We start from the raw sequence: 1,411 nt of genomic DNA, 5'->3' as shown, positions 1-1,411 counted from the left end.
GCCGCCATCCCCGACCACTGCGAACCCTGACCCGGGAACACGAACACCGCACGGCGCCCCACCGCTCCCGCACCACTGACCACACCCGGCGCCACTCCACCCGAGGCCAACGCCCCAAGACCGTCCAGCAGTTCGGCACGGTCAGCAGCCACCACCACAGCCCGCTGGTCGAACACCGACCGGGCCGACACCAGCGCGGAACCCAGCCCCGGCAGGTCCAGCTCGTCCCGCCCGGCCACGAACGCGCGCAGCACCTCCGCCTGCGCCCGCAACGCCTCCGCACTCTTGCCCGACACCACCCACGGGACCGACCCGGCCTCGACGGGCGCCCTGTCCACGTCGGCGGAAGAGTCAGCCGCCTGCTCCAGGACGAGATGGGCGTTGGTGCCGCTCATGCCGAAGGCGGAGACGGCGGCCCGTCGCGGCCGGTCGAGTTCCGGCCAGGCCCGCTGCTCGGTCAGCAGCTCCACCGCACCTGCCGACCAGTCCACATGTGAGCTCGGCTCGGCGACGTGCAGGGTCTTGGGCAGTACGCCGTGCCGTAGGGCCATCACCATCTTGATGACGCCGCCCACACCGGCGGCCGCCTGCGTGTGTCCGACGTTTGACTTCAACGATCCCAGGAACAGCGGCAGTTGATCGCCGTCCCGGTTCTGGCCGTACGTCGCGAGGAGGGCCTGTGCCTCGATCGGGTCGCCCAGCCGGGTGCCCGTCCCATGCGCCTCGACCGCGTCGACGCCGTCCGCGTCCAGGCGCGCGTCGGCGAGTGCCTGCCGGATCACCCGCTGCTGGGACAACCCGTTGGGCGCGGTCAGACCGTTGCTGGCGCCGTCCTGGTTGATCGCGCTACCGCGTATCACGGCCAGCACCGAGTGTCCCTGCCGCACAGCGTCCGACAGACGCTCCACCACCAGGACACCGACGCCCTCGGCCCAGCCCGTGCCGTCCGCACCCTCCGCGAACGCCTTGCACCGGCCGTCCTCGGACAGCCCGCGCTGCCGGCTGAACTCCACGAACAGACCGGGCGACGACATCACCGTCGCACCGCCCGCGAGCGCCATCCGGCACTCGCCGCGCCGCAGCGCCTGCACCGCCATGTGCAACGCCACCAGCGACGACGAACACGCCGTGTCGACCGTGACGGCAGGCCCCTCCAGACCGAACGTGTACGACAGCCGGCCGGCGGTGACGCTGCCGTGCGTACCGGTCAGCAGATAGCCCTCGGTGTCGGGGCTCGCGTCGGCGAGACGCGGACCGTACTCCTGGACCATGGCGCCGACGTAGACGCCGGTACGGCTACCGCGCAGCGACGCCGCGTCGATGCCCGCCCGCTCCATCGCCTCCCACGACGTCTCCAGCAGCAACCGCTGCTGCGGATCCATCGCCAACGCCTCACGCGGCGAGATCCCGA

General features: G+C 71.9%; 1 protein-coding gene. It reads right to left on the bottom strand.

What is annotated here, in order from left to right:
• Nucleotides 1-1,411: type I polyketide synthase (locus tag ABZ471_RS48675; protein WP_359075622.1), on the bottom strand; the 1,411-nt coding region annotated here is incomplete at both ends.

Origin of the sequence: Streptomyces sp. NPDC005728 (genome assembly GCF_040630895.1) — a bacterium.
GTDB lineage: Bacteria > Actinomycetota > Actinomycetes > Streptomycetales > Streptomycetaceae > Streptomyces.
This window is presented reverse-complemented; position numbering and strand designations above follow the sequence as displayed.